This is a genomic window from Arthrobacter sp. Soil_N43, from assembly GCF_057655195.1.
In genome coordinates, this window is the sequence record NZ_JBDGML010000123.1 from 182300 (window position 1) to 208499 (window position 26200).

Here is a 26200-nt window from a genome sequence, read left to right on the forward strand (position 1 = left end):
GGCACCGGGTACGTCCCTCAGGGACGCACCCGGTGCCCTTTTGCCGTGCTTCCGCCAGTGCCGCTGCGCTCCTGGTGGCTAACGACTAGCGGCCGAACACCACCTCATAGGTCCGGGTCTGGCGTCCGTCCTCGCTCCGGATCGTCACCACGGCAGTTCCGGACTGAGTATCCGCCTGCTGCACGCTGACCGTGGCATAGGGGTCCGCCGCGGTGGCCGTGACCTCCTGGTGTGGCCCCTGGGCGCCGGCCCCGTACGAGGTTACGTTCGGGTCGAAGCCGGCCAGCGGCTCGCCATTGACGGAGAGTCCCGCCGCGGCGGCGTCAGAGGACTTGCCCGCAGCCAGCGCCAGCACCTGCACTTCACTGACCGTCATGTGGGTGTTCGGCCGGGCGGTGAGCACCACCCGGACGCCACTGGTGTCCACATTGGCAACCGGGACCGTGACCACCGGGGCGGGGCTGCCGCCGGGGACCTGGATCGGGGCGCCAGCGTTCTGCCACGTGCCGTCGGCTGTCCTGGTTTGGGCCTGGAGGCTTTGGGCGTAGCTGTCGGTGGATCCGTCGCGGTAGAAGTGGACCTTCACTCCGGTCACTGTTTTCTGGCTCGGAAGCGTCACGGCCAAGGTATCGGTGGTGTTCTTGGTGCCCGACTTCCAGTTGGACCAGGCCTTGTCCGTCAGGTTGCCGTTGCCCAGCCCCGCCGTGCCGTAGCCCGGCTCGGTGAAAGTGGCGCCGAACGTGGTGCCGGGGTCATCTGCCACGTTGTCGGCTGTTCCTGCTGTGACCTGGACGCGCACCGTGGCGGGCAGCGTCCGCCCGTCGGCGGCGTCGGCGGTGCCCGCCACCGTGAAAACGCCAGTCGCGGTGAACGGTCCGGCTGCATCCCAGACAACCGGCCGCTCCACTTCGCTGCCGCCGGCAGTCACCGCTGTCACGGTGGCGGGCAGCGCGGGCGCTCCGCCGGCATAGGTTTTGGCCCGGGCGGGAAGCGTCGAGACGAGCTTGTCCACCGTGACTTTAGCCGTCACCGGGTGCGCAGCACCCAGGACGTCGGTCGCCGTTCCGCGCACGTCAACGGTTCCGGGTTTGCTCCACCGGTTCTCCGGCGGTATGGTCCAGGTCACCGGGAGTTCGCCCCGGGCGCCGTCGCGGTAGACGGGGACCACTGTGGCGGGCAGCTGCGGAGCGGTCCCGGGCACGGTGAAAGCCGTGACGTTCTGGAATCCCTGGACAGTTTCACCGATGACCCGCCAGCGCTGGTTCTCGCCGGAGTTGGCGGTCCACAGGGTCACTGGAGATCCGTCCGCGGTGGCGTGCCCGCCCACCTCGAAGAGCCTGCCGGTTGCCGCGTTGACGAACGTGTAGGTGCCGTCGCCGGTGGTGGACATGGTCCACTGGAAGGTGTCAGCCGGCGCTGGCTCCGCCGGGGCCAGCTGGGGTGTTCCGTCGACGACGGCGAGCTGCCGCCCGCCGTCGGGCGTTTCAATCGCGTAGCGGGCACGGTTGCTGTTCTCGCCGCTGAGGCGGCGGATGGTCCACTGCTGGTGGGCGCCGGCGCCGGAACGGATGACGGCGGTGCTGCCGGTTCCCTGGGTAAGGGACTTGCCGCTTTCGACGCCCTGCAGGCGGTAGACGTGATCCGCCTGAATCAGTGCGGCGTCCTTGGCCACGCCGTGCACACCATTGACGAGGAAGGTTGTGACGGATTCAGCGGCTACCGTGAGGACCGCGCTGCGGTCCTTTCCGACGGCGACCGGCTCGCCCTGCACCAGCGCTCCGGAGGCGTCGCTGGTCACCGGCGTTACGGTGGCGTTTCCCTGGACGGCTTCGAAGCCGGAAAGATCCAGGGCAACCTGGCGCTGCTCCTTGCTGTCGTTCACGTGCACCACAGTGGCTCCGGAGTCGGAGACGGCGGCCGCGCTGTTCATGTCGTCCACCTTGACCAGGCGGTCCCCGGGCTTGATGTAGTGCGTGAAGTTCCGCGCGGTGTTGTATTTGGTGTTCGTGTAGATCGGGCAGCTTTCGAGGTTGTCCCCGGCATCGCAGTCGAAAGGCAGCTGGATCTCGCCCCAGTTGGAGCCAATGGCGCTTTCACCGCCGGGCTTCATGTTGTTGTAGTCCTCAACGGGCTGCCAGAACACCCAGGCTTCTGGCTCGAGCTCGCGGAGGTCGTTGACCATGTGCTGGGCCAGACCGAGGCCGGGCTGCATGCTGGTGAAGTTCTGTCCGTCCATCCACGAACCGCCGGTTTCGCTCATCCACAGGGGTTTGTCCTCGCCCTTGGCGATGTCCCGGACGGCTGTCCGCTGGCCGGTCCCGTAGGTGTGGACGTTGAGCTGCTTAACGCTGGCCTTGGCGTCGGCGGAATAGCTATTCCAGTTGTTGGCGAAGGTCGAGGGGTTGGTCTCGTCCATGGCGCTGATGACGGCGCCGGTGTCCGCACTGGCCAGCGCCTTGGCCAGGGACTGGATCACCTTCTGCTGCAGTTCGGGGCCCATGTGGGCGCCTTCCTGCCGGCCGCCGACGGGCTGGCCAGCCGAATTCAGGCTGGTTCCCCAGTACGGGGTGTTCGGTTCGTTCATGGGGTCGATGGTGTCGATCTTGATGCCGTGGGCTTTTTCAAGCTGCTTGACGGCCCCCACCAGGTACGAGGAGAAGTCGTCAACGCTCTCGGTCCGCAGTTGGTCCTGGGAGGAGTTGAAGCCGCCCGACACGTATCCGCTGACCGTCTGGAACCACGGCGGGGAGTTGCTGAAGGCCTCCCAGTGTGTGATGTCGTTCTTGATCCGGTCCACCCACCAGCGCTGCGTCTGGTCGGCGTCGAGGTTCCAGTGGTCCGGATTGTCCGGATCCCACCAGTCCTTGTCCTGCCGGGTGGTGCCCTCGGGGGCCTTCCACCAACCTTCAACGGCGCCGCCGGCCCGCAGGTAGTCCTTCACGTCCGGCGCGTTGCCACCGCCGATGTTGTACCGCGCGATGTTGAGGTTCAGCCCCTCGTCACCGAAAACCATCTCAGCCAGCTTCTCGCGGACCTCATCCGGATAATCGCCGGTGGCGTTGGCGAACCAGACCAGGCTGGTGCCCCATCCTTCGAAGGCCTCACCCTGGTAGGAGGGGTCGGGTCGCACGGTCACGGCGCCGGCCGGCACAGGTTCGTCGGCGGCGGGGGCGGCGGGCGCGGGTCCGGCCACGAGCCCTGCCGACAAGACCGCCGCGGCCGCGCCGGCGGCGGTCACGGCCCAGGGCCGTCTGGATCTGTTCGTCATTGAATTCCCTTCGGTGCGGTGATGCTGCTTATCTCTGGGGACTGCTGCTTTATGTGGGGCTTTTGAGAACGGCCACGCCGCGGGCGGCGAGCTTGGCTTGCCCGGTGCCCGCGAGGACGGCGCCGGGGACCGCCGAGATGTCGACAGCCTGGTCCGTTCGGTTGATCAGGAAAAGGAAGCGTCCGTCTTCCCCTGTGCGGACGGCGAGTTCGACGGCGCCGCACAGTTCCGCGGGCAGTTCAGACCCGACGCCGGCCAGGCCGGCGAATTCCCGGAGGACCGGGACCAGGCCGGCGGGTCCGAGCCGCGTCGCCACGTAGCCGGCGGATCCGCTGCCCACGCTGCGCCGGGTTACAGCCGGTTCGCCGGCGTGGTCACCGGAGGTGAACCGGCGCAGGACCTTCGTGTCGCCGGAGGTGGTGGCCACCGGGTCCGCCCACAGCGTGCCGGCTGACCCGTCGTCGAGCGTGGCTTCCTCCCCGGGGGCCAGCGGCCCGAACTCTTCCACCCGGATCCCCAGCAGATCGCTGAGGGCGCCTGGATATCCGCCGAGCCACACGTGGTCGTTCTGGTCCACGACGCCCGAGAAGTAGGTGGTCACCAGGTGCCCGCCCGCTTCGACGAACGCGGTCAGGCGCGAGCGCAGCTCCGCCGGCACCACGTGCAGGACCGGTGCGATGACTAACTGGTAGCCCTCAAAGGAGGCTGCCGCCGGGAGGACATCGGCGCGGATGCCGGTGGCCAGGAACGCCGAGTACCAGTCGAGTGCCTCCTGCCGGTAGCGGAGCCGGTCGGTGGGATGGGAGTCCAGCTCGCTGGCCCACCAGGAATCCCAGTCGAAGAGGATCGCAGCCCGTGCCGGCTCGCGCCGGCTGCCGGTGATCGGTGCAAGTTCGCCCAGCGTGCGCCCCAACGCGGTGACGTCGTGGAAGAGCCTGCTGTTGCTGCCGGCGTGCGAAACCATCGCGGAGTGGTATTTCTCTGCCCCCGCACGCGACTGCCGCCACTGGAAGAAGCAGACCGCGTCTGCGCCGTGGGCCACGTGGGTGAGCGAGTCCCGGGCGAGGGCGCCGGGCTTCTTGGGCGTGTTCACCGGCTGCCAGTTGACGGCGCTGGTGGAGTGCTCCATCAGGAACCATGGGTTGCCGCCGGCGATGTTGCCGGTCAGGTTCGCGGAGAAGGACAGTTCGTCATGGTCCTGCGGCCCGGGGACCACGTAGTGGTCGTTGGAGACGAAGTCGACGTCGGCGGCCCAGGCGGCGTAGTCCATCCCCTTCGTCTCCCCCATCACCATGAAATTGGTGGTGACGGGGATATCCGGAGTGATGCCGTTGAGGATGTCGCGTTCGGCGCGGAGGTAGTCCCGCAGCGAGTCCGAGGAGAAGCGCTTGAAGTCCAGCTGCTGCGTGGGGTTCGGGTAGGACGCGGCCTTGCGCGGCGGGAGGATGTGGTTCCAGTCCGCGTAGCGCTGGGACCAGAAGTCGGTCCCCCAGGCGGTGTTCAGCTCCTCAAGTGTGCCGTAGCGGTCCTGGAGCCAGCGGCGGAAGGCGGCCGCGGCGTCGTCGGAATAGTCATAGATGTTGTGGCAGCCGAGCTCGTTGGAAACGTGCCAGGCGCAAACGGCGGGATGGTCCTTGTAGCGTTCGGCCATGGCGCGCACGAGGGCCAGCGCATGCTCGCGGAACACCGGCGACGTGGGCCGCCAGTGCTGCCGGCCACCCGGCCAAAGGGTCTCGCCGTTCTGGGTGACCGGCAGGATCTCCGGGTGTTCGGCCGCGAGCCACGGCGGCGGCGACGCGGTGGCGGAGGCGAGGTCCACGGCAATGCCGTTGGCGTGGAGCAGGCCGATGATGTCGTCGAGCCAGGCAAAGTCCCAGCCATCCCGCGTGGGCTGGATGCGTGCCCACGAGAAGATGGCCAGGGAGACGATATTGACCCCGGCCTCCCGCATAAGCAGCACGTCCTCTGCCCAGACCTCGCGGGGCCACTGCTCGGGGTTGTAGTCGGCACCGTAGGCCAGCCTCTTGGTGTCCGGAGACGGCCAGCGCAGCCAGCGATGTTCGGTGGTATGGGTCATGGAGTTCCTCTTTTTGGGCGCGTTTGGGTGGCCGCGGACGCGCCGGGCTGGCGGGCGCGTCCGCGGAGATGGAGCTGGGCTAGAGCTGTTATTCCTTGACCGTGAACCCCTGCTCGGTGCCGTACTTGACCGAGGCTTTCTGCCATGCGGTCAGGCCGTCCGTGAGCTTGGTGCCGGAGACATAGGCCTGGCCGGCGGTGTCGTTGAAGATGCTGTTGGCGTAGACCTGGAACGGCAGGTAGGACCAGCCGGCGGGAACATTCTTCGCTGATTCGGCGAAGATCTGGTTGGCCTTTTGGCCGCCGAAGTACTTGAACTCGGTGTTCTGGAACTTCTCGGACGCGAGGTCCTTTGAGGTGGCGGGGAACGCGCCGCCGTCGATCCTCGCCTGGACGCCTTCCTCATCAACGTTGGAGTACTTCAGGAAGCCGTAGGCCAGCGCTGCCTGGCTGCTGGCCGCCGGAATGGCCAGCGAGCTGCCGCCGTTTTCGGCGCTGCTGTTGGCGCCCTTCTCCCACTGCGGCAAGGGTGCGACCCGCCATTTGCCGGCCCCGTCGGCAACGCCGGAGACCAGGTTCCCGGGCATCCAGGCGCCGGTGGAAAGGGTGGCGATGGTGCCGTTGCCCAGGCCCTTGTACCACTCGTCGCTCCAGGAGCTGATGGGGGCCAGGAGGTCCTCGTCAATGAGCTTTTGCCAGGTCTCGGCGAACTTGGTGGACCCTTCGTCGGAGAAGTTCACGCCGACGTTGGTGCCGTCCACCTGGTAGGGCTTGCCCCCCGCCTGCCAGATCAGGCTGGTGGTGAACCCGGCGTCGCCGGTGTCATTGGCGATGTATGCCTTGGGGTCAGCCTTCTTCAGCGCACGTCCGGCCTCGAGGAACTCATCCCAGGTGGTGGGCACTGCGATGCCGTGCTTGTCGAAGAGTTGCTTGTTATAGAACAGGGCCATGGGGCCGGAGTCCATGGGAAGGCCGTAGACGCCGCCCTGAGCCTGCACCGAGGACCAGGGACCGGCCGTGAAGGTACCGTCGAGGTCTGCAGCTCCGAACTGGCCCAAGTCCGCCAGTGACTTGCCGAGCGCAAACTGCGGAAGTGCGTAATACTCGATCTGCGCCACATCGGGCACGCCGGAGCCGGCGGATATTGCGTTCTGCAGGGCGGTGTATTGGTCGTTGCCGGTGCCCGCGTTGACCAGGTTGACGTCCACATTGGGGTACTTGGCCTCGAAGCCCTCGGCGACTTTCTTCAGCGACTGGTCCCAGGCCCACACCGTCAGCTTGCCGCCTTTTTGGAGGGCGGCTTCGACGGCGTCGCTGTTGACCGTTTGCTGCGGCGCTGCGTTGCCCCCGCCTCCGCAAGCGGTGAGCCCCAGGGCGAGTGCGGCGGCGACGGCGGACGTCTGCAGCAGGCCGCGGCGGGTCAGGGTCTTGATCATGTCTTCCTTCTAACTGCGTTGTTGGTGAGGGTGGGACGGGCGTTATTCTTTGACGCTTCCGGCGGAAAGGCCGGACTGCCAGTAGCGCTGGAGCAGCAGGAACGCGGCGATCAGCGGAAGGATTGTGAGCAGGGAACCTGTGATGACCAGGTTGAAGATGGCTTCCCCGCCTGCGGTGCCGGCCTGCGCATTCCAGGCGTTCAGGCCCAGGGTGAGCGGGTACCAGTCCGGGTTCTTCAGCATGATCAGCGGCAGGAAGTAGTTGTTCCAGGTGGCCACCATGGTGAAGAGCAGCACGGTGACAATGCCCGGGGTCAGCAGCGGAAGGCAGACCTGGAAGAAGGTGCGTGCCTCGCTGGCGCCGTCGATCCGGGCGGACTCCATGATCTCGGTGGGGATGGCCTCGGTGGCGAAGGTCCACATGAGGTATAGGCCGAAGGGCGAGATGAGCGAGGGGATGATGACGGCCCAGGGGGTGTTGGTGAGGCCCATCTGGCTGAACATAAGGAACGTGGGGACCGCGAGTGCCGTGCCCGGAATGGCCACCGCTCCGATGACGACAGCGAACACGGCCTTCCGTCCGGGGAAATCGAACTTGGCCAGCGCGTAGCCACCGAGGACGGCGAGTAAAGTGGCACCGCCGGCGCCGAGCACGACGTAGAGGACTGTGTTGGCGAACCAGCGAAGGAAGATCCCGCCGTCGTACGTTGCTGTCCGGGCGATGTTGTCCCAGAGGGCAAAATCGCCGTCGAACCACAGGCCGAAGGAGTTGAGCAGGCCGTCCTGCGTTTTGGTCGCGTTGACCAGCAGCCAGAACAGCGGGGCCAGGCTGTAGAGCAGGACAAGGCCCATCAGGAGAGTCAGTGCCAGGCTGCGGCGGGAGCGCCGGGTCCCGGTTGTGCGCGGGGACCGCAGGCGCGGGGTGCGGAATTTCAGCGGAGACGACGTTCCTGCGCCGGCGCTGCCGGGGCGGGCGGCTGTCTGAAGGCTCATGGTCAGCGCTCCTTTCGCATGCCGCGGACCTGGACGGCATAGGCAATGGCCATGGTGATCAGGCCCATGATGATCGCCACCGTGGCGGAGTAGTTGTACTGCTGCCCGGAGAAGGACAGGGAGAAGGCGTACAGGTTGGGCGTGAAATAGGTCGAGATGGTGTTGGGCGAGAGGCTCTTGAGGATGCTGGGCTCATTGAAGAGCTGGAAGCTGCCGATCACGGAGAAGATGGAGGCGACCACGATGGCGCCGCGGATGGCCGGCAGCTTGATCGCGGCGATGACCCTCAGCTGGCCGGCGCCGTCGATCTCGGCGGCCTCATAGAGGGACTTGGGGATGACGGTCAGCGCGGAGTAGAAGATCAGCATGTTGTAGCCGATGAACTCCCACGTGACGATGTTTCCGATCGAGGCGAGCACCAGTTCAGAGGAGAGCGGGCTGGGCAGGTTCAGGCCGAAGGCCTGGTTGATGTTTCCCACCAGTCCGAATCGCGTGCCGTACATGAAGCCCCACATGAGTGTGGCGACGACGGCAGGCACGGCATAGGGCAGGAAGATCGAGATCCGGAAGAACGACTTCCCGTAGAGCCTGCCGCTGTCCAAGGCGAGGGCCACAACGAGTGCGATCGTCAGCATGACCGGCACCTGGACTGCCAGGAACAGCGAAACCCGTCCCAGCGCCGACCAGAACTGCTGGTCCCCCAACGCCCGTGCGTAGTTGTCCAGGCCAACGAACGCGGTGCCGCCAATGAGCTGGTTGCGGAAGACGCTCAGGTAGATGGAATACGCGATCGGCGCCAGGAAGACCAGGGCGAAAACGGCCATGAAGGGGCCGATGAACCACCAGCCGGCCCACGAACGGCGGCTGGCGCGGCGGCTCGTGCGGGCCGCCGGGGCAGCCGCTCCTGCTGGCGCTGCGACTTGCGGGGACGTCATTGTCATGAAAGGTCCTCTTTAGGGCTGTGTCACCTGGCTGGTGACCGAACGTGGCCTGTTTGCGTAAACATCAATGTGAGTTTTTGTGTATGTTTGCGCAAACATGATTGGTACGATGGTGACATGGAGCACGAAGCCGGTCAACCCCTGGTCCGCAATTTGCCCCCTGCGAAGGAGGCGGTCGGCGTCGCGCCGCGGCGCAAGCAGCAGGTGTCCATGGCCGACGTCGCCAAGCTCGCCGGAGTCTCATCGCAGACCGTTTCCCGCGTGGCCAACGGGAGCCCTGACGTCATCGAAAGCACGCGGCGCCAGGTCATTGCGGCCATGAACGAACTCGGATACCGGCCGAACAGTGCCGCCAGGGCGCTCAAGCGGGGCAGTTTCCGGACCATTGGGGTGATCACGTTCTCGCTGTCCTCGCTGGGAAACATGCGCACGCTTGAGGCCATTGCACTGCACGCAGCCCGGCAGGACTTCGCCATCACGCTAATCCCGGTGACGGCACCAACGCAGGCCGGGATCCAGGGTGCGTTCTCAAGGATGGGCGAACTCGCCGTTGACGCGGTGATAGCGATCATGGAGGTCCACCTCCTGGATGCGGCGACCGTGACACTGCCCCCTGGAGTTAAGGTGGTCGTCGTCGATTCCGACGCCGGCGAGCAGTACAGCGTGGTGGACACAGACCAGGCCGACGGCGCCCGCAAGGCCGTCAGACACCTCCTGGACCTCGGCCACGAGACCGTCTGGCACGTCGCCGGCCCGGAAGAATCCTTCGCCAGCGAACGCCGTGCCGCCGCCTGGCGCACCACCCTTACCGACGCCGGAAAGGCCGTCCCGCCGCTGCTGCGCGGCGACTGGTCGGCGGACTCCGGCTACGAGGCAGGACTCCGGCTCGCTGACGAACCCGGCTGCACGGCCGTGTTCGCCGCGAACGACCACATGGCCCTCGGCCTGCTCCGGGCCTTCCGCGAAAAGGGGAAAGCAGTCCCCGAAGACGTCAGCCTGGTCGGCTTCGACGACGTCCCCGAAGCCTCCTCCTACGCTCCCCCGCTGACCACGGTCCACCAGAACTTCGCCGACGTCGGCAACCAGTGCGTCGACAACGTCCTCCAACAGATCCGCACCAACACCACCGAACCCGGCATCACTCTCGTCCCCACCCAACTGGTCGTACGCAACAGCACCGCCCCGCCAAAGCACTGAACATCTCGCAATGCCGGACATGCAGCTCCGTCAGACGTGCGCGTCGCGAGACGTAGATGCGAGACGCAGCGAGCCGTGGAATCACAGCCGGTGGCCGAAGGCATTGCGACGTCTCGCAATCCTCGGCTTGCGAGACTCGCCCCGCTAGACCTCCGCCACAGGAGCCGCGAACTGCGCCTCGTACAGCCGCGCGTAAGCCCCGCCCGCAGCCAGCAGTGAGGCGTGCGTCCCCTGTTCCACGATCTGTCCGGCCTCCATCACCAGGATGAGGTCGGCATCGCGGATCGTGGACAGGCGGTGCGCGATCACAAAGCTCGTACGGTCGCTCCGCAAGGCACTCATCGCCTGCTGCACCAGCACCTCCGTCCGGGTATCCACCGAAGAAGTCGCCTCGTCCAGGATCAGCACCGACGGCCTCGCCAAAAAAGCCCGCGCAATCGTCAGCAGCTGCTTCTCGCCGGCGGAAACATTGGAACCCTCGTCCTCCAGCACGGTGTCGTACCCCTCCGGCAGCGAATGGACGAACCGGTCCACATACGTCGCCCGGGCGGCTTCGAGAATTTCAGGCTCGGTAGCAGTGGGCCGCCCGTACGCAATGTTGTCCCGGATCGTCCCGCCGAACAGCCACGTATCCTGCAGCACCATGCCCATCCGCGAGCGCAGCTCGCGCCGGGAGACTGAGGTGACGTCCACGCCGTCGAGCGTTATCCGCCCCGCGTCCAGCTCGTAGAACCGCATCATCAGGTTCACCAGCGTCGTCTTGCCCGCGCCCGTCGGGCCCACAATAGCCACCGTCTGCCCCGGCTCCGCCACCAAAGAAAGCGAAGAGATCAGCGGCTTGTCCGGCGAATAGGAGAACGACACGTTCTCGAACACCAGCCGCCCCCGCCCGCCGGCCGAAACGGAACCAGCAGTTTCCGGCGACTCCTCGTCCTCATCCAGCAACGAGAACACCCGCTCCGCCGACGCCACCCCGGACTGCAGCAGGTTCGCCATCGACCCCAGCTGCGCCAGCGGCATGGTGAACTGCCGCGAGTACTGGATGAACGCCTGCACGTCGCCCAGCTGCATCGCCCCGGAGGCCACCTGCAGCCCGCCCACCACCGCAATCCCCACGTACACCAGGTTCCCGATGAACGTCATGGCCGGCATGATCAGGCCGGAGATGAACTGCGCACCGAAGCTCGCCTGGTACAGCTCCGCGTTCTTCTGCCGGAACCGCTCCCCCACCTCCTGCTGCCGGCCGAACACCTTCACCAGCGCATGCCCGGTGTACGTCTCCTCGATCTGCCCGTTCAGCTCCCCGGTGTGCTTCCACTGCGCCACGAACAGCTTCTGCGAGCGCTTGGCGATCACCGCCGTCGTCACCAGCGTCAGCGGCACCGTCACCAGCGCAATCACCGCCAGCGTGGGCGAGAGCAGGAACATCATCAGCAGCACGCCCAGCACGGTGAGCAGCGACGTGACCGCCTGGGAGATCGACTGCTGCAGGCTCTGCGAGATGTTGTCGACGTCGTTGGTCACCCGGCTGAGCAGCTCGCCGCGCTGGATCGAATCGAAATACCGCAGCGGCAGCCGGTTGATCTTCGCCTCGATCCGCTCGCGCAGCCGGTACACCGTCCGCTGCACCACGCCGTTGAGCACATACGCCTGCACCCACATGAACGCCGAGGCCAGCACATACAGCGCCAGCGCCCACAGCAGCACACTGGCCAGCGCCGTGAAGTCGATGCCCGTCCCCGGCGTCAGCGTCATGGCGCCGAGCATGTCCGCCTGCGAATCCTGCCCGGCGGCCCGCAGCCCCGCGATCACCTCGTCCTTGCTCGCCCCGGCCGGCAGCTCCTTGGACACCACGCCGGCGAAGATGATGTTGGTGCCCTCGCCCAGCAGCCGCGGCCCGATCACCGACAGCGCCACCGCGGCCACGCTCAGCACGACCACCAGCACCAGCCATGCCCGCTCCGGCCGCAGCGTGCCCAGCAGCCGCCTGGCGGACGGCCAGAAGTTGAGCGCCTTCTCCGCGGGGATGTTCATCCCCGCGAACGGCCCCCCGCGGCCGGGCCCCATCGGCGGGCGCGGCGGGCGTCCGACGGCGGTGGTCCCGGTTTCCGCGGCCGGTCCCGTCCGGCTCGGGGTGCTGCGCCCGCTCACGCCGCCTCCTCCGCCGCCAGCTGCGAGGACACGATCTCGCGGTACGTCTCGGAGGTCTCCAGCAGCTCATCGTGCGTTCCGCGCCCCACGATCCGGCCGTCGTCGAGCACCAGGATCTGGTCCGCATCGGCGATGCTGGACACCCGCTGGGCGATGATCACCAGGGTGGCCCCGGCGGTGTCGTGCTTGAGCGCCTGCCGGAGCCGCGCGTCGGTGGCGGTGTCCAGCGAGGAGAACGAGTCGTCGAAGATGTAGAGCTCGGGCCGCTTCACCAGCGCCCGGGCGATCGCGATCCGCTGCCGCTGCCCGCCGGAGACGTTGGTGCCGCCCTGCGAAATGGGCGCATCCAGCCCGCCCTCCATCTCCCGGACGAACTCCTGCGCCTGCGCGGTGGCCAGCGCCCGCCACAGCTCATCCTCGGTGGCATCGGGCTTGCCGTAGAGCAGGTTGCTGCGCACGGTGCCGGAGAACAGGTACGGCCGCTGCGGCACCAGCCCGATGTGGCCCCACAGCTGGTCCGGGTGCAGCTCCCGGACGTCCACGCCGTCGAACCTCACCGAACCGCTGGTCGCATCGAAAAGCCGCGGCAGCAGGTTCACCAGCGTGGTCTTGCCGGACCCGGTGCTGCCGATGATCGCCGTCGTCTGCCCCGACCGGGCCGTGAAACTGATGCCGGACAGCACCGGCTGCTCGGCACCCGGGTAGGCGAACCCGACGTCGTGCATCTCCAGCTCGCCGCGCCCCAGCTGGCCGGCGGCGACCGCCACCGGCGCGATCGGCGGCCGCACGCTGGACTCCGTCCCCAGCACCTCGCCGATCCGGTCCGCCGAGACCGCGGCGCGCGGGATCATCACGGCCATGAACGTGGCCATCATGACGGACATCAGGATCTGCAGCAGGTAGCTGAGGAACGCGATGAGCGTGCCCACCTGCATGGAACCGTCCTCGATCCGGAACGAGCCGAACCAGATCACCGCCACGCTGGAGACGTTCAGCACCAGCATCACCACGGGAAACGCGAGCGCCATGAGCCGGCCGGCCCGCAACGCCGTGTCCGTGACGTCCTCGTTGGCCCGCGCGAACCGGGCGGTTTCGATGTCCTCGCGCACGAACGCCCGCACCACCCGGACGCCGGTGAGCTGCTCGCGGAGCACCCGGTTGACCGTGTCGATCCGCACCTGCATCTTGCGGAACAGCGGCACCATCCGGCTGATGATCACCCCCACCCCGGCCAGCAGCACCGGCACGCTGACCGCAATCAGCCAGGACAGCTGGGCATCCTGCCGCACCGCCATCACCACGCCGCCGATGCTGAGCATGGGCGCGGCCACCATCATCGTGGCGGACATCAGCACCAGCTGCTGGACCTGCTGGACGTCGTTGGTGGAGCGGGTGATGAGGCTCGGCGCCCCGAACCGGGTGACCTCCTGCTCGGAGAACTCCCCCACCCGGGTGAAGATGGCCCCGCGCAGGTCCCGGCCCAGGCCCATGGCCGCCTTCGCCCCGAAGTACACGGCCACCACCGCGCAGGCGATCTGCAGCAGCGTGATGACCAGCATGAGGCTGCCCACCCGCAGGATGTAGCCGGCGTCCCCCTTCGCCACGCCCTCGTCGATGATGTCGGCGTTCAGCGTGGGCAGGTAGAGCGAGGCGATGGACTGCGCCAGCTGGAAAACGACGACGGCGATCAGCAGCCGCCGCTGCGGCCGCAGGTATTCAACGAGCAGCTTCCAGAGCATCCGGACTCCACTTCACGCCGCGAGGGTTCCTCCGGAGCCCGCGCAATCAGATCCGAAGGCCAGTTTACGGCCGGAGCCTTGGAACGGACCTGACCCCGGACCTGCCCCTGGCCCCGCCCGCTGGCCGGTCCCGGAACGCGGGCCTGTAGGCTGAAACCACCGCCGGATGACCGCGGTAAGAGCATGTTGAAGATTGGGGACTTCATTGGGGGAACAGAGCTTGGATTCCGGCGTGCCGGAAAACATACCGGTAACCATACGAACAGCAACCGCATTCTGGCTTGTCAGTGCGGCGGCCGGCATCCTGCCGGTCATTCTGGAGGCGGCCGGGATCAACTACGGCCAGTCCACGCCCGCCTGGGCGGTGCCCTACCTGGTGGTGTCCGCCGTGCCAGTGGCTGCACTGCAGGTCTGGGCCGCACTCGAACTGCTGCGGGGCGCACGCTGGTCTCGCGTCCTGCTGACCGTCGTGGCCGCCCTGTCTGTCCTGGCGACGCCGCTGCACCTTTCCGGCCTCATCCTGGCCGGGCTGTCACTGACGCTGGCCGGCGCAGTCCTCATGTGGCTGCCTGCGACCAGCCCGTTCTTCCGGCAGGACAGCCCAGAGTAGCCTCCCCGCCGGTGGCGGTATTTTTGAACTGACGAGAGGAACGCCCGTGACCGACACGATCCTGATGGCCGAGGTGGCCGACGCCCTGGAACTCCACGGCGTCCGCCACGACATACTCGAGTGCTCCCCGGAGCTCGCGGACACCGCAGCGTTCTGCGAGCACTATGGCTTCACCCTCGAGGAGGCGGCCAACACGATCGTCGTGACGTCCAAGAAGGTTGACCCGCCCAGGTACGCGGTGTGCGTGGTGCTCGGCACCACCCGCCTCGACGTGAACCGCGCCGTCCGCGGGCTGCTCGGCGTCAAACGCGCCTCCTTTGCCGACGCCGAGACCACCACCGCGCTGACCGGCATGCTGGTGGGCGGCGTCACCGCGCCCGGCATTCAGGGGCTCCCGATCTACGTGGACCGGGCCGTGATGGACGCGGACCGGGTGGTCATGGGCGGCGGCAACAGGTCCAGCAAGATCGTCCTGGCCCCGGCCGAACTCCGCAAGCTGCCCGGCGTCGAGGTGGTGGACGGCCTGGCCACACCGCGTGAGCCGGCTGACCTGCTGCAGGACTGACGCCGCGTTCAGCCGCCCAGCACCACGTTGGCCGGCGGCTGCCCTGCCAGCATGAGGTCGATCTGCCGCTGCAGCAGCCGTCCCATCCGCGGGCGCATCGCGGAGCTGGCGCCGCCCACGTGCGGGGTGATGATGACGCCCGGCGCCGACCACAGCGGGTGGTCCCGGGGCAGCGGCTCCGGGTCGGTGACGACCAGGGCGGCGCGGATCCGGCCAGAGGACGTGTGGCGGACCAGGGCGTCGGTGTCCGCCACCGGCCCGCGCGCCACGTTGACCAGCAGCGCGCCGTCGGGCATGGCCGAGAGGAAGGCGTCGTCGACGAGGTGCCGCGTGGTGTCGCTGAGCGGGACGCCCACCACCACGATGTCGTGCTCCGGCAGCAGCGCGGGCAGTTCGCCGATGCCGTGGATTTCGCCGTTTTCATCGGTCCGGGCCCGGCTGGCCACCCTGGTGACACTGGTTTCGAAGGGGATGAGCCGCTGCTCGATCGCCTTGCCCACGCCGCCGTAGCCCACGATCAGGACCCGGCGGTCGGCCAGGCTCGCGGTCGGCTTGGTCTCCCAGAAGCCCTCCTGCTGGTTGCGCAGGAGGCGCGGGAACTCCCGCTGGCTCGCCAGCACCATGGCCAGCACAAGTTCCGCGGTGGAGGTCTCGTGCACGCCGGCGGCATTGGCGAAAACGCGGCCGGCGGGCAGCGCCTCCGCCACGCCGTCGTACCCGATCGACTGGCTCTGCACCAGGGCCGTTTCCACGCCTTCGAGCCTGCGCAGCACCTGTGCCCCGCCCATGTACGGCGGCACCACGATGTCGATGCGCGGCTGCGGCGGCTCGCCGGCGAAGTCCCATTCCAGCACGGTGACGTCCGCGTGCGGGTTCAGGTACTCGCGCAGTGCCGCGTCCGGCAGGCTCACACTAATCTTCCGGGTCATGAGTCCCAGCCTAATGGAGCGGCCTGCAGCAGCTAGCGGACGCCTGCCGGCTGCACGCCGTTCGGGACGGGTGCGTCAGCCGCACCCGGGCGGGCGCTGTCCGCTGCCCCGTCGTCCGCTGCACCGGAACGTCCGACGGCGGCAGGAGACTCCGGCGAGCCGCCCGCCGTCGGGCTGTCGCTGCGGAAAGCGGCCAGCATGGCCTCCCGGTCGAACTGGCCCTCCCACTTCGCCACCACGAAAGTGGCGACGCAGTTGCCCAGCAGGTTCACCACGACCCGCATGGAATCCATGACACGGTCGGCTCCGAGCAGCAGGGCGACGCCGGCCACCGGGAAGATGCCCAGCGCCCCGGCGGTGGCCGAGAGCGCCAGGAACGCGGACCCAGGGACGCCGGCCATCCCCTTGGACGTCAGCATCAGGATGCCCAGTGCGGCCAGCTGCTGCCCGAGGTCCAGGTTGTGGCCGAAGGCCTGGGCAAGGAACAGCAGGGAGATCGAGAGGTAGAGGGCAGCGCCGTCCAGGTTGAACGAATACCCGGTGGGCACCACCAGCCCCGTGGTGGCGCGGGAACAGCCGGCGTTGGTCAGCTTGGTCATGATGCGCGGCAGCACGGACTCGGTGGAGGCGGTGCCCAGCGCCAGCAGGAATTCCTCCCGCGAGTACCGGACGAACTGCCACAGCGGGACGCGCGGATACACCCAGGCCACGGCGAACAGCAGGGCGAGGAACACGACCGCCGCGCCGTAGCAGGCGGCGATCAGCACCGCGTAGGTTCCCAGCGAACCCAGGCCGTACTGCCCGATGATGAAAGCCATCGCACCGAACGCGCCGATGGGTGCCACGCGCATCACCCACCCCATGATTTTGAAGAAGAGCTCCAGCACGGTCTCCAGCAGGTTCACCACCGGCAGGCACCGTTCACGGCCCACCACCACGATCGCGGCCCCGAAGAAGACCGAGAAGCACAGCACCTGAAGCAGGCTGTTGGAGGCAAAGGCGCCCACCACGCTGGTGGGGATGACGCCGAGCAGGAACTGGCCTGCGTCCTTGGGCGGCGCCGTGCCGGTCTTGGCGTCCAGCGCGTCCTGCGAGAGCGTCGCCGGGTCGATGTTCAGGCCCGCCCCGGGCTGGACCACGTTGCCCACGATGAGCCCGAAGACCAGGGCGAACAGGGTGGCGCCCGTGAAGTACAGCAGGGCCTTCACGCCCACCCGGCCCACCGCCTTGACGTCGCCCACCGCCGAAATGCCCGTGACGATCACCAGGAAAATCAGCGGCGCGATGATCATCTTGATCAGCTGGATGAAGCCGTCCCCCAGCGGCCGCAGGCCGGAACCGAGGCCCGGCCAGAAGTGCCCGACCAGGATGCCCAGGCACACCGCCACGAGGATCTGGAAGAACAGCTGGCGGTAGAAGGGCTTACGGGCGGGTTTCTCGGCTTGGTTCCTGGGTGGGTTCTTGGCTGTGTTCTTGGCTGTGGCGTTCGCGCCGGAGGGCGTCTGGTCCGGCGGAGGAGCCGCTGCGCTGGAGAGATTCATCGTGGAAGCCTGTCGGTCAGGGGCGGCACGCGTTATGCCGCTGGGGTCACAGGCAACGCTAGGGAGCGGATGTTTCCGGAAGGCTAAATCCACACTGCGGAATTGTTTAACCGCTAAATGGAACGGAATGGCATCGCGGAAGGCTGGCCTTGCCTCCCCGGACCTGCCCTTTCCCGTGAGATCGCACACCTTATTTTGATCCAATCAAAATAGCCGCTAGCGTTAATGGCAGGCCACCGAAGCCCTTTTGAGTGCCGCACGTGCGCAGAATCCCACAGTGCAGGCAAGGCGGTGGCCGACGGACGCCGCGTGGCCGCATTGCCGCAGAACCCAGCCCCGCCTGAACCCACCGACGGCGTGAACGCACCGTTCCGAGACGCCGTTCATGTCCACCACAGCCAAGGGCGCCACCCACCCAGGGGCCACCCACCCAGGGCCTTGGCAGCCCCGCGCCTCCGGCACCGAACCGGCACGGCCGCACCCATCCCGCGACCCACCAGGAGAACTCCATGACTTTGCAGACCGAACGATTCCCAGCCCACGACGCCGCCACCACCGCTGCGCCCAGCCGCAAGGCACCCCGAGGCGGCAGTTACGTGACCCTGCCCGCCGGCCGCCACGAACTTCCCCGCACGGAGGGAACCTACATCACGACGCCGGGCGGCCGTCCCGGCAACGGCGAGAAGGTCCAGGGCCGCTACGTCACGCTGCACACGGCACACCCGGACGAAACCGAAGGCAGCTACACCCGCCGCGGCTAGTCCTGCGGTCCTGCCCGCAGGACGCACGGAGGGCGGCAGCGGCGCCTGGAGCGCCGCCGTCGTCCTCTTCTTTTTCGGCCACCAGAGCATAGGCTCGAGTGACGTCCGCCTCAAACCCGGGATGATCCAGGGGCGCCTGTCGTTGGTACGGGTAACGAAAAACGGAAGGAGGACTACTTGCTGATTGTGCTGACGGGCATCGACGGCTCCGGAAAGACGACGGCCGCCCGCGCCCTGGTATCTGCCGCGCTGGCCGAAGGCAGGGAGGTCCTGCTTCTGAGCAACTACGCTGGCCGGCGCAGGATGTCGCTGCTCTCCGCCCGGCTCGGCGTGCAGCTTCCTCCGCGGCTGGCCAACGCCGTGGAATCCACCATCCGCGTGGCCAACGTGCTGATCTCGCACGCCCGTGCCCGCCGGTTCCGGGGACTGGTGGTGATGGACCGGCACCTTCACTGCCAGCTGGCACTCCGCGAGGCCAAGGGGCTGCCGCGGGGACGGGTCCTCCCCTGGCTCCTGCGAAAACTTCCCGCTCCCGACCTTGCCATCCACCTCGACGTCGACCCCCAGCGGGCCCACGACAGAATCGTGGCGCGCGGCACCGACGAGGAATCCCTGGCGGACCTCACCGCACTCCGCGACGCTTACCGGGCCCTTCCGGAATTCGCCGGCCTCACGGTTCTCGACGCCGGCGCGGCGGAGCACCAGGTCCTCGCCGACCTGAGGCGCACGCTCGCCGAAGCGGAAAATGCCCTCGCCCGCGCCGCAAGACTCAAGGTTTAATCAAGAACTTCCAAAGAGCGCCGATTCGGCGATTCGCGCCTGTACATTGATTCCAAGCTCTCCGATTTCCCCCCAGAACGGAGAGCCTAGGGAGCCCCCGCGCTGGAGCCAACAGACTCGCGCTGGGGTTCCCGCCCATCCTCCCCTCCCTCCCCTGCACCTTCCTCTGCACCCGGGCAGCCGGCGTCCGGGCGCTGCCCCGACACTGGCCATCCCGTGGCACAACCCGATATGGTAAGCATGCTGACGAATTAGGTTTTGTTCGTCATGGCCTGTTCCAAGTCGACAAAGGAGACACTGTGAGCACGAGGGTAGAAAAACGAATTCTGGTCAACGTACCGGTAAGCACGGCCTACAACCAGTGGACGCAGTTCGAGGAATTTCCGCACTTCATGGGCGGAGTGAAGAGCGTGACGCAGCTCAGTGATGACCGCATTGAATGGGTCGCCGAGATCGCCGGCGTCAAGAGGAAGTGGGAAGCCAGAATCCTGGAGCAAATCCCCGACCGCAAGGTTGCCTGGGCCGCTACGGAGGGCGCCACAAACGCCGGAGCGGTGGAATTCGAAGACGTGGGCGGCGGGCAGACCTCCGTCCGGCTCGTCATCGACTACGAGCCCGAGGGCCTGGTGGAGAAGGTCGGCGACAAGCTCAACGTGGTGGACCGCCAGGCCGAGTCCGACCTGCAGAAGTTCAAGGAATTCATCGAGGACGAACGGTATGCCAGCGGCGCCTGGCGCGGTTCCGTCAACGAGGGCGCCGCGGTGGGTACACCAGGCGTCGATCAGGCGGCCGCGTCGCGTGGAGACAGCGGCAAGGCCGGCGTATCCGGCAAGGTCGCCGCCGGCGTCGGGGTAGCCGCCGCTGCAGCGGCCGGAGCGGTTGCCGCCACCCGCAGCGGGGAGTCCCCTACGGACACCACGGTGCCGGTCGCCGGAGACACCGCCACACCTGCTGTGACGCCGGCCTATGCGGACCCGGCATACCCGGCTGATACCACCGGAGCAACGGGCACTGCCGGGGCAGCCGGCACTCTTGGGGCAACAGGCGCAGCCGGTGGCTCGGCCCTGGCGGACGAGACCATCGCCCATCCCTTTGACCAGACCAATGGCCTCATTGATGACGAAGGCGACTCGGACGAAACCGCGGCCAGCGACACGCTGAGCGCGGCTGACCGTGACGAGACCGAAGACCGCGGCCCCGGCACCCTCCCGCCCGCAGGCGGGACGCTGGGACAGCACTAGCAGCCCCACCCGACCCTGAGAGGACGACGGCGGAACCTCCGCCGTCGTCCTCTTGCTTTCCGCCCCGCCGGGCTCCTTAATGGTTGTCACCCAACGGTCTCCGTTGGACGCTGGCCCCCATCAGTACGTCCCGGAAGGCTTGAAGCCCATGACAGCGGAGTCCCGGATCAAGCACCCCGACCGGTCCCTTGCCATCCGTGACGCCGCCCTCCCGGGCCTGCCGTACCTGCTGGACAACCAGCGGCTCTCCGAACTGCTCGGCGAATCCGTGCACATCACGCGGGTCCGCTACAGGCCGCGCACGTCGCTGCAGGTGGCTTACCGCCGGACGAGGAACGGAAGCTTCGACTACGGCTGGGCGCTGACCCGGGCCGCCAAGGCGAACGGCAAGCTCCTCAGGCGCGAAGAGAAATCCAGGGCGCGCGGCGGGGACATCCGCATCCTGCATCCGGACCTGCGGCTTCCGGACACCCTGGTGGCCGTGGGCGGCGTCGAGGACGACTGGGCGCTGCGGGAAAACCTCGCCTGGCTCCGCGAGCACGGCCCGGAACGGCTGGGCCTCCGCCGCGCGCCGGGAAGCAGCCTGCTGGGCGGGTCCACCACTACCCTGCGCTACAAGCCCGGGCGCTGTCTGGTCCTGCTGTTTCAGAACGCCGGGGCGCCCCTGGTGGTCAAGGCTGCCGCCAAGCCACTCGACGCCAGGCACCGGCAGTTCCACGAAACCCTACACCTGAACGGCGTGCCGGTCCTGCCCCAGCTGGGCGACGCCGAATGCGCGGAGCACGGAATCAGCGCCTGCGCAGCCTGGGGCGGGGGCGATCTGGCCGGACTCAACGAGAGCGAAGGAGCACGGCGCGCGGGTGAAGCCCTGGCCCGGGTCCACGGCATGCCCCCGGTGGATTCCGGCGCCGGCAGGCCATTCCGGCCATCGCGTCTTGCCGACCAGCTGGCCGAAACGCGCTCAGTGGTGGCCTCACTGGTCCCGGCGCTGGAGGAGCCGGCACGGCGCCTGGAGGCCGCGCTGCGAACGGTGCCTGCGTTGCCTGGATCGAGGGAGCGCGTCCTGATCCACGGCGATTTCTCGCCGGAGCAGGTGCTCGTCAACGGGGCCGAGGTCCGCATCCTCGACTTCGGCCAGGCGCACGCCGGCGCGCCCGAAGCCGATCTCGGATCATTCGCAGCAGCGGAGGAAGCGGGCCAGCCGCTCGCCGCCGGTCGGTCCGCCGTCGGCCCCACCACCGCCAGCCTGACTGAAGGCTATGCCCAGGCCGGCGGCCGGTTCAGCCAGGACGGCGTGAATGCCTGGGCGGCTTTTCGGCTGTTTACGGGCTGCATGGAACCCTTCAACGACCGCGCCCCGGACTGGGCCGCGGACATGGCCTGGCATCTGCGGAGGGCGCAGGATCTGATCGTTTCCTGAAGCTTTCGGAAGACCGGTTTATGAAGGTCGCTTTCAGACCGGAACAGCGGCCACCCAGGCTCCTCGTTGCGCCTGGATGACCGCTGTTTCGGTGGCTTGCTGTGTTGACCTTTAGAGCACCGGGTCCGGAGATTCGGTGTGCTTGTTGTGGGTTTGCATCAGGTGCAGCTGCAGTTTCGCCTCTGCTTCCCGCCGTCTCCGAGCCTGTTCGCGCATCTGCCGCGTGGCTTCGGAGCCTTCGGGATGAAATATTCCGGCCGTTCGATTTCGGGGAGTGCCACCGCCGGAGGGTGCCGCCGCCATCATCTCTTCGCTCATGCGGGTATCCTCACACGCCCGTGACGCGGCGGGAAGGGCCGCAGCTGTAGTGTGACCGGATCGGAATGTGGCGTCTGCGCTGAATGCTGCGTTGAGGCTGCAGAGAATAAGGGCCGGCGGCGCTTGGGAAGGCACCCCGGCTCCCGGGGCTCTGCCGTCGGCCCCACACCAATTCTACGGACGATGCGGCCCCGCGGACAGGGCAGTTTTCCTGCAATTCCCGGGGCCGGCCCGGGTTGGCCCCCGGCCACCTGGCAAATCTGCACCTCTTTGGCCTGCTGCCTGCCGTTCCTTCCTCTGATAACCGCGGCCGCGGCAACCCGGGTTCCGCGAAAGTGGTGCAGAAATGCGCGCCGGACCGCCTCACGGCCTCAGCTTCGCCCCAGCCCCCTTGACTCGCGGACCACACTTTCTCTACACTTTTCATAAAGCAGAATCTAAATTCCACACAGCGGAAACGGTAAAGAAGCCGGGATGCACGGGAAGATAGATCAAAGCCCTCCTCGGAAGGACCTACGATGACGTACACAGTGAACTGCTCCATCCTGCTGACGGAACTGCCGCTCCTCGAGCGGCCCGCCGCAGCGAAGGCTGCCGGCTTTGACGCCGTCGAATTCTGGTGGCCGTTCGAAACCTCCGTCCCCGCCGACGCCCAGATCACCGAGTTCGAGAACGCCATCACCGACGCCGGCGTCCAGCTCACGGGCCTGAACTTCAATGCCGGCAACATGCCCGGCGGCGACCGCGGCCTCACCTCCTGGCCGGCACGCTCCACCGAATTCCAGGACAACATCGACGTTGTGGCCGGCATCGGCGAGCGTCTCGGCTGCAAGGCCTTCAACGCCCTCTACGGCAACCGCATCGACGGCGAATCGGCCGAGAAGCAGGACGCCATCGGCGCCGAGAACCTGGCCGCCGCAGCCAAGGGCGTCGCCCGCATCGGCGGCACGGTTCTCCTCGAACCCGTCAGCGGCGCACCCAAGTACCCGCTCCTCACGGCTGAAGACGCGCTCAAGGTGATCGCCCGCGTCAAGGCGGAGTCCGGCGTCGACAACATCAAGCTCCTCGCCGACTTCTACCACCTGGCCGTCAACGGCGACGACGTCGAATCCGTCATCGAGAACCATGCCAAGGACTTCGGCCACATCCAGATCGCCGACAACCCCGGCCGCGGGGCTCCCGGAACCGGCACACTCCCCCTCGGCGAATGGATCGCCCGCAGCCGCGAACTCGGCTACCAGGGCTACATCGGCCTCGAGTACAAGGAACCGCAGAAAACGGCCTTCAGCTGGGCCATCCGGGAACACGCCTCCCGGTAACCGGGTTTCGACAGGCTCAACCACCAGACCCACCACAGACTTCAGTAAAGGAACCATCATGAGCAACGTTGCAGTCATCGGACTCGGAATCATGGGCCTGCCCATGGCCATCAACCTGGTCAAAGCCGGCCACACCGTCACCGGCTTCAACCGCAGCCAGGACAAGATCGACAAGCTCGTCTCCGAAGGCGGCAAGGGCGCCACGAGCATCGCGGACGCCGTCAAGGACGCCGACGTCATCATCACCATGGTGCCGGACTCCCCCGACGTCGAAGGCGTCGTCAGCGGGCCCGAGGGCGTCTTCGCCAACGCCAAGCAGGGCACCCTCTGGATCGACGCCAGCAGCATCCGCCCTGACGTCGCCAAGCGCCTATCAGACGACGCCCGCGCAGCCGGCATCCGCCCGCTCGACGCACCGGTCTCCGGCGGCGAGCAGGGCGCCATCGACGCCGTCCTCTCCATCATGGTCGGCGGCGACAAGGCAGACTTCGAGGCAGCCCAGGACGTCCTGAACGCCGTCGGCAAGACCATCGTCCACGTCGGCCCCTCCGGCTCCGGCCAGACCGTCAAGGCCGCAAACCAGCTGATCGTGGCCGTCAACATCGAGGTCCTCGGCGAGGCGATCGCCTTCCTCGAGGCCTACGGCGTGGACACCGACGCCGCCCTCAAGGTCCTCGGCGGCGGCCTCGCCGGCTCCAAGGTCCTCGACCAGAAGGGCCAGAAGATGCTCGACCGCAACTTCGACCCCGGCTTCCGCCTGGCCCTCCACCACAAGGACCTCGGCATCGTCACCTCCGCAGCCCGCGAAGCCAATGTCGCCGTCCCCCTCGGGGCCGTCGTCGCACAGCTAGTCGCCGCCACCGTCAACCAGGGCGACGGCGGACTGGACCACTCGGGACTTTTCAAGCAGGTCCTCCAGCTCAGCGGCCGCAGCTAACCGGTGATTGAGCTTGTCGAGATCCAGGTTTCGACAAGCTCAACCACCGGCTCGGTTTCGACAAGCTCAACCACCACACTTTCAGGACCCCGACCACGGGGCCTTCCTTCAGCACACCCTGTTTCGGGTTTCGACAAGCTCAACCACCGAGCACAACCACAGACTTTCAAGGAGCACACCATGACGAAGATGCGCACTGTTGACGCAGCCGTCGCCATCCTGGAAAAGGAGGGCGCCACCGAGGCGTTCGGCCTGCCAGGCGCGGCAATCAATCCCTTCTATTCCGCTATGCGGGCCCACGGCGGCATCCGCCACACGCTGGCCCGCCACGTTGAAGGCGCCAGCCACATGGCGGACGGCTACTCCCGCGCCGCCGACGGCAACATCGGCATCTGCATCGGCACCTCCGGCCCCGCCGGCACCGACATGATCACCGGCCTGTACGCCGCGTGGGCCGATTCCATCCCGATGCTCTGCATCACCGGCCAGGCCCCCGTGGCCAAGCTGCACAAGGAAGATTTCCAGGCAGTGGACATCGAGTCCATCGCCAAGCCCGTCACCAAGATGGCCATGACCATCCTGGAGCCCGGCCAGGTTCCCGGTGCCTTCCAGAAGGCGTTCCAGCTGATGCGCTCCGGCCGCCCGGGCCCCGTGCTGCTGGACCTGCCCATCGACGTGCAGATGGCCGAGATCGAATTCGACATCGAAACCTACGAGCCCCTGCCCGTCGAGAAGCCCAAGGCCAGCCGCAAGCAGCTGGAAAAGGCCCTGGACATGCTGACCGCAGGCGAACGCCCGCTGATCGTGGCCGGCGGCGGCATCATCAACGCCGGAGCATCCGCACAGCTGGTGGAACTGGCCGAACTGCTGAACGTTCCGGTCATCCCCACCCTGATGGGCTGGGGCGCCATCGCGGACGACCACCCGCTGATGGCCGGCATGGTGGGCCTGCAGACCTCGCACCGCTACGGCAACGAGAACTACCTGCAGAGCGATTTCGTGATCGGCATCGGCAACCGCTGGGCCAACCGCCACACCGGCGGCCTGGAGACCTACACCGCGGGCCGCAAGTTCGTGCACATCGACATCGAGCCCACCCAGATCGGCCGAGTGTTCTCCCCGGACTTCGGCATCGCGTCCGACGCCGGCGCCGCCTTGGACGGCCTGCTGGAACTGGCCCGCGAACGCCGCGACGCCGGGACCCTGCCGGACTACTCCGCGTGGGTTGCCGAATGCGCCGGGCGCAAGGCCACGCTGCACCGCAAGACGCACTTCGACAACATCCCCATCAAGCCGCAGCGCGTGTACGAGGAGATGAACAAGTCCTTCGGCAGGGACACCACCTACGTGTCCACCATCGGCCTGTCCCAGATCGCCGGCGCCCAGATGCTGCACGTCTTCGGCCCGCGGAAGTGGATCAACGCCGGCCAGGCCGGTCCCCTGGGCTGGACCGCGCCGGCAGCGCTGGGCGTGGTTCGCGGCAAGCCGGACGAGACCGTGGTGGCCCTGTCCGGCGACTACGACTTCCAGTTCATGATCGAGGAGCTGGCCGTCGGCGCGCAGTTCAACCTGCCGTACATCCACGTGGTGGTGAACAACTCCTACCTGGGCCTGATCCGCCAGTCACAGCGCGGGTTCAAGATGGAACAGAACGTGTCCCTGGCCTTCGAGAACATCAACAGCCCGGAGACAAATGGCTACGGCGTGGACCACATCAAGGTGGCCGAAGGCCTGGGCTGCAAGGCCATCCGCGTCGAGGACCCCAACGACATGGGCGCTGCCTTCGACAAGGCCAAGGCCCTGGCCGGCGAGTTCCAGGTTCCCGTGGTGGTTGAAGTGATCCTGGAGAAGATCACCAACATCTCCATGGGCACCGAGATCAACGCCGTCAACGAATTCGAGGAGCTGGCCGAGACCGCGGCCGACGCCCCGACCGCAATCCTCGCCCTGCAGCCCTAAGCCGCAGCGCCAGAAAGAA

General features: G+C 67.4%; 20 protein-coding genes. 10 read left to right on the forward strand and 10 right to left on the reverse strand.

Going from position 1 to position 26200, the window contains the following annotated elements; genetic code table 11:
- Positions 1-85 precede the first annotated feature (85 nt).
- The 5 genes from AC3A3W_RS20380 to AC3A3W_RS20400 all read right to left on the reverse strand — a co-directional run bounded on the left by AC3A3W_RS20380 (position 86) and on the right by AC3A3W_RS20400 (position 8708).
- Positions 86-3268, reverse strand: coding sequence for an Ig-like domain-containing protein (locus tag AC3A3W_RS20380; protein WP_487444938.1), 3183 nt, complete (start codon positions 3266-3268; stop codon positions 86-88).
- A 49-nt stretch (positions 3269-3317) separates the two neighbouring features.
- Entirely contained in the window at positions 3318-5345 is a 2028-nt protein-coding gene (locus AC3A3W_RS20385) for a beta-galactosidase (RefSeq protein WP_487444939.1), read from the reverse strand.
- An 88-nt stretch (positions 5346-5433) separates the two neighbouring features.
- Entirely contained in the window at positions 5434-6780 is a 1347-nt protein-coding gene (locus tag AC3A3W_RS20390) for an ABC transporter substrate-binding protein (RefSeq protein ID WP_487444940.1), read from the reverse strand.
- Between the two features lie 42 nt (positions 6781-6822).
- On the reverse strand, positions 6823-7773 hold the full coding sequence (locus tag AC3A3W_RS20395) for a carbohydrate ABC transporter permease (protein WP_487444941.1): 951 nt from the start codon (positions 7771-7773) through the stop codon (positions 6823-6825).
- Between the two features lie 2 nt (positions 7774-7775).
- Positions 7776-8708: a carbohydrate ABC transporter permease gene (locus tag AC3A3W_RS20400; protein WP_487444978.1), complete on the reverse strand. Its 933-nt coding sequence runs from the start codon at positions 8706-8708 to the stop codon at positions 7776-7778.
- 123 nt (positions 8709-8831) lie between these two features.
- On the opposite strand from AC3A3W_RS20400, the gene AC3A3W_RS20405 reads away from it, so the two are divergent.
- A complete protein-coding gene (locus AC3A3W_RS20405; protein ID WP_487444942.1) occupies positions 8832-9911 on the forward strand; it encodes a LacI family DNA-binding transcriptional regulator in 1080 nt (359 codons plus the stop codon).
- Between the two features lie 144 nt (positions 9912-10055).
- Here AC3A3W_RS20405 and AC3A3W_RS20410 read toward each other — a convergent pair whose 3' ends face one another.
- On the reverse strand, positions 10056-11978 hold the full coding sequence (locus AC3A3W_RS20410) for an ABC transporter ATP-binding protein (RefSeq protein WP_487444979.1): 1923 nt from the start codon (positions 11976-11978) through the stop codon (positions 10056-10058).
- A gap of 80 nt (positions 11979-12058) precedes the next feature.
- Positions 12059-13801, reverse strand: coding sequence for an ABC transporter ATP-binding protein (locus AC3A3W_RS20415; RefSeq protein ID WP_487444943.1), 1743 nt, complete (start codon positions 13799-13801; stop codon positions 12059-12061).
- A 232-nt stretch (positions 13802-14033) separates the two neighbouring features.
- Here AC3A3W_RS20415 and AC3A3W_RS20420 point away from each other — a divergent pair, with 232 nt between their 5' ends.
- The gene (locus AC3A3W_RS20420; protein ID WP_487444944.1) at positions 14034-14411 is read left to right on the forward strand and encodes a hypothetical protein; all 378 of its coding nucleotides are present in this window, start codon (positions 14034-14036) and stop codon (positions 14409-14411) included.
- 46 nt (positions 14412-14457) lie between these two features.
- Complete coding sequence (locus AC3A3W_RS20425; RefSeq protein WP_487444945.1) at positions 14458-14976, forward strand: YbaK/EbsC family protein; 519 nt, start codon at positions 14458-14460, stop codon at positions 14974-14976.
- 8 nt (positions 14977-14984) lie between these two features.
- Here the strand turns inward: AC3A3W_RS20425 and AC3A3W_RS20430 are convergent, their stop codons facing one another.
- On the reverse strand, positions 14985-15905 hold the full coding sequence (locus AC3A3W_RS20430; protein ID WP_487444946.1) for a 2-hydroxyacid dehydrogenase: 921 nt from the start codon (positions 15903-15905) through the stop codon (positions 14985-14987).
- A 32-nt stretch (positions 15906-15937) separates the two neighbouring features.
- On the reverse strand, positions 15938-17446 hold the full coding sequence (locus tag AC3A3W_RS20435; RefSeq protein ID WP_487444947.1) for a cation:dicarboxylate symporter family transporter: 1509 nt from the start codon (positions 17444-17446) through the stop codon (positions 15938-15940).
- A 509-nt stretch (positions 17447-17955) separates the two neighbouring features.
- On the opposite strand from AC3A3W_RS20435, the gene AC3A3W_RS20440 reads away from it, so the two are divergent.
- The 4 genes from AC3A3W_RS20440 (at position 17956) to AC3A3W_RS20455 (ending at position 21648) form a co-directional block, all read left to right on the forward strand.
- Positions 17956-18207 carry a hypothetical protein gene (locus tag AC3A3W_RS20440; protein WP_487444948.1) on the forward strand — a complete coding sequence of 84 codons (252 nt, stop codon included), beginning with the start codon at positions 17956-17958 and terminating at the stop codon, positions 18205-18207.
- Positions 18208-18384: 177 nt separating this feature from the next.
- Positions 18385-18987 carry an AAA family ATPase gene (locus AC3A3W_RS20445; protein ID WP_487444949.1) on the forward strand — a complete coding sequence of 201 codons (603 nt, stop codon included), beginning with the start codon at positions 18385-18387 and terminating at the stop codon, positions 18985-18987.
- A gap of 299 nt (positions 18988-19286) precedes the next feature.
- On the forward strand, positions 19287-20228 hold the full coding sequence (locus AC3A3W_RS20450; protein ID WP_487444950.1) for an SRPBCC family protein: 942 nt from the start codon (positions 19287-19289) through the stop codon (positions 20226-20228).
- Between the two features lie 148 nt (positions 20229-20376).
- On the forward strand, positions 20377-21648 hold the full coding sequence (locus tag AC3A3W_RS20455; RefSeq protein WP_487444951.1) for a phosphotransferase family protein: 1272 nt from the start codon (positions 20377-20379) through the stop codon (positions 21646-21648).
- Positions 21649-21759: 111 nt separating this feature from the next.
- Here AC3A3W_RS20455 and AC3A3W_RS20460 read toward each other — a convergent pair whose 3' ends face one another.
- A complete protein-coding gene (locus AC3A3W_RS20460) occupies positions 21760-21966 on the reverse strand; it encodes a hypothetical protein (protein WP_487444952.1) in 207 nt (68 codons plus the stop codon).
- A gap of 518 nt (positions 21967-22484) precedes the next feature.
- On the opposite strand from AC3A3W_RS20460, the gene AC3A3W_RS20465 reads away from it, so the two are divergent.
- The 3 genes from AC3A3W_RS20465 (at position 22485) to gcl (ending at position 26181) form a co-directional block, all read left to right on the forward strand.
- Positions 22485-23285 (forward strand): hydroxypyruvate isomerase family protein, encoded by an 801-nt coding sequence (locus tag AC3A3W_RS20465; RefSeq protein ID WP_487444953.1) that lies wholly within the window; start codon positions 22485-22487, stop codon positions 23283-23285.
- Between the two features lie 58 nt (positions 23286-23343).
- The gene (locus AC3A3W_RS20470) at positions 23344-24222 is read left to right on the forward strand and encodes a 2-hydroxy-3-oxopropionate reductase (RefSeq protein WP_487444954.1); all 879 of its coding nucleotides are present in this window, start codon (positions 23344-23346) and stop codon (positions 24220-24222) included.
- 180 nt (positions 24223-24402) lie between these two features.
- The gene (gene gcl / locus AC3A3W_RS20475; protein ID WP_487444955.1) at positions 24403-26181 is read left to right on the forward strand and encodes a glyoxylate carboligase; all 1779 of its coding nucleotides are present in this window, start codon (positions 24403-24405) and stop codon (positions 26179-26181) included.
- Positions 26182-26200: the final 19 nt, after the last annotated feature.

What these genes read in the sequence shown, in the direction of transcription:
- AC3A3W_RS20470 (WP_487444954.1), top strand. Translation starts at nt 23,344, where the DNA reads ATGAGCAACGTTGCAGTCATCGGACTCGGAATCATGGGCCTGCCCATG.
- AC3A3W_RS20415 (WP_487444943.1), bottom strand. Translation starts at nt 13,801, where the DNA reads ATGCTCTGGAAGCTGCTCGTTGAATACCTGCGGCCGCAGCGGCGGCTG.
- AC3A3W_RS20410 (WP_487444979.1), bottom strand. Translation starts at nt 11,978, where the DNA reads ATGGGGCCCGGCCGCGGGGGGCCGTTCGCGGGGATGAACATCCCCGCG.
- AC3A3W_RS20465 (WP_487444953.1), top strand. Translation starts at nt 22,485, where the DNA reads ATGACGTACACAGTGAACTGCTCCATCCTGCTGACGGAACTGCCGCTC.
- AC3A3W_RS20395 (WP_487444941.1), bottom strand. Translation starts at nt 7,773, where the DNA reads ATGAGCCTTCAGACAGCCGCCCGCCCCGGCAGCGCCGGCGCAGGAACG.
- AC3A3W_RS20430 (WP_487444946.1), bottom strand. Translation starts at nt 15,905, where the DNA reads ATGACCCGGAAGATTAGTGTGAGCCTGCCGGACGCGGCACTGCGCGAG.
- AC3A3W_RS20435 (WP_487444947.1), bottom strand. Translation starts at nt 17,446, where the DNA reads ATGAATCTCTCCAGCGCAGCGGCTCCTCCGCCGGACCAGACGCCCTCC.
- AC3A3W_RS20380 (WP_487444938.1), bottom strand. Translation starts at nt 3,268, where the DNA reads ATGACGAACAGATCCAGACGGCCCTGGGCCGTGACCGCCGCCGGCGCG.
- AC3A3W_RS20400 (WP_487444978.1), bottom strand. Translation starts at nt 8,708, where the DNA reads ATGACGTCCCCGCAAGTCGCAGCGCCAGCAGGAGCGGCTGCCCCGGCG.
- AC3A3W_RS20440 (WP_487444948.1), top strand. Translation starts at nt 17,956, where the DNA reads ATGACTTTGCAGACCGAACGATTCCCAGCCCACGACGCCGCCACCACC.
- AC3A3W_RS20385 (WP_487444939.1), bottom strand. Translation starts at nt 5,345, where the DNA reads ATGACCCATACCACCGAACATCGCTGGCTGCGCTGGCCGTCTCCGGAC.
- AC3A3W_RS20460 (WP_487444952.1), bottom strand. Translation starts at nt 21,966, where the DNA reads ATGAGCGAAGAGATGATGGCGGCGGCACCCTCCGGCGGTGGCACTCCC.
- AC3A3W_RS20405 (WP_487444942.1), top strand. Translation starts at nt 8,832, where the DNA reads ATGGAGCACGAAGCCGGTCAACCCCTGGTCCGCAATTTGCCCCCTGCG.
- AC3A3W_RS20455 (WP_487444951.1), top strand. Translation starts at nt 20,377, where the DNA reads ATGACAGCGGAGTCCCGGATCAAGCACCCCGACCGGTCCCTTGCCATC.
- gcl (WP_487444955.1), top strand. Translation starts at nt 24,403, where the DNA reads ATGACGAAGATGCGCACTGTTGACGCAGCCGTCGCCATCCTGGAAAAG.
- AC3A3W_RS20390 (WP_487444940.1), bottom strand. Translation starts at nt 6,780, where the DNA reads ATGATCAAGACCCTGACCCGCCGCGGCCTGCTGCAGACGTCCGCCGTC.